We start from the raw sequence: 428 nt of genomic DNA, 5'->3' as shown, positions 1-428 counted from the left end.
GAGTACCGCCGCATCGGCAAGAACGGGCAGGACGTGTGGATCCAGGCGTCCTACAACCCCGTCCTCGACGAGGACGGCCGGCCGGTGAAGGTAGTGAAGTACGCCACCGACATCACCGAGGCCAAGCAGCGCAATACCGAGAACGCGGGCCGGGTGGAGGCCATCGGCCGTTCCACGGCGGTGGTCGAGTTCTCGGTCGACGGCACGGTGCTGACGGCCAACGCGCTGTTCCTCGAGACGATGGGCTACACGATGGAGCAGGTGCTCGGCCGGCACCACCGCATCTTCTGCCAGCCCGAATATGCCGAAAGCCCCGCCTACCGCGACTTCTGGCGCAAACTGGGCGATGGCGAGTTCGAGGCCGGCGTGTACCGCCGCATCGCGCGCGACGGGCGCGAGGTCTGGCTGCAGGCGTCGTACAACCCGAT

1 protein-coding gene is annotated in these 428 nt (G+C 67.3%); it reads left to right on the top strand.

The annotated features are described in order from the left end of the window. On the top strand, window positions 1-428 hold a 428-nt coding region (locus NBZ85_RS31900), incomplete at both ends, for a PAS domain-containing protein (RefSeq protein ID WP_261563515.1).

The organism is Frankia tisae (assembly GCF_025403405.1).
Taxonomy (GTDB): Bacteria; Actinomycetota; Actinomycetes; order Frankiales; family Frankiaceae; genus Frankia; species Frankia tisai.
The sequence above is the reverse complement of the archived record's forward strand: the minus strand, read 5'-3'. Positions and strand labels throughout refer to the sequence as shown.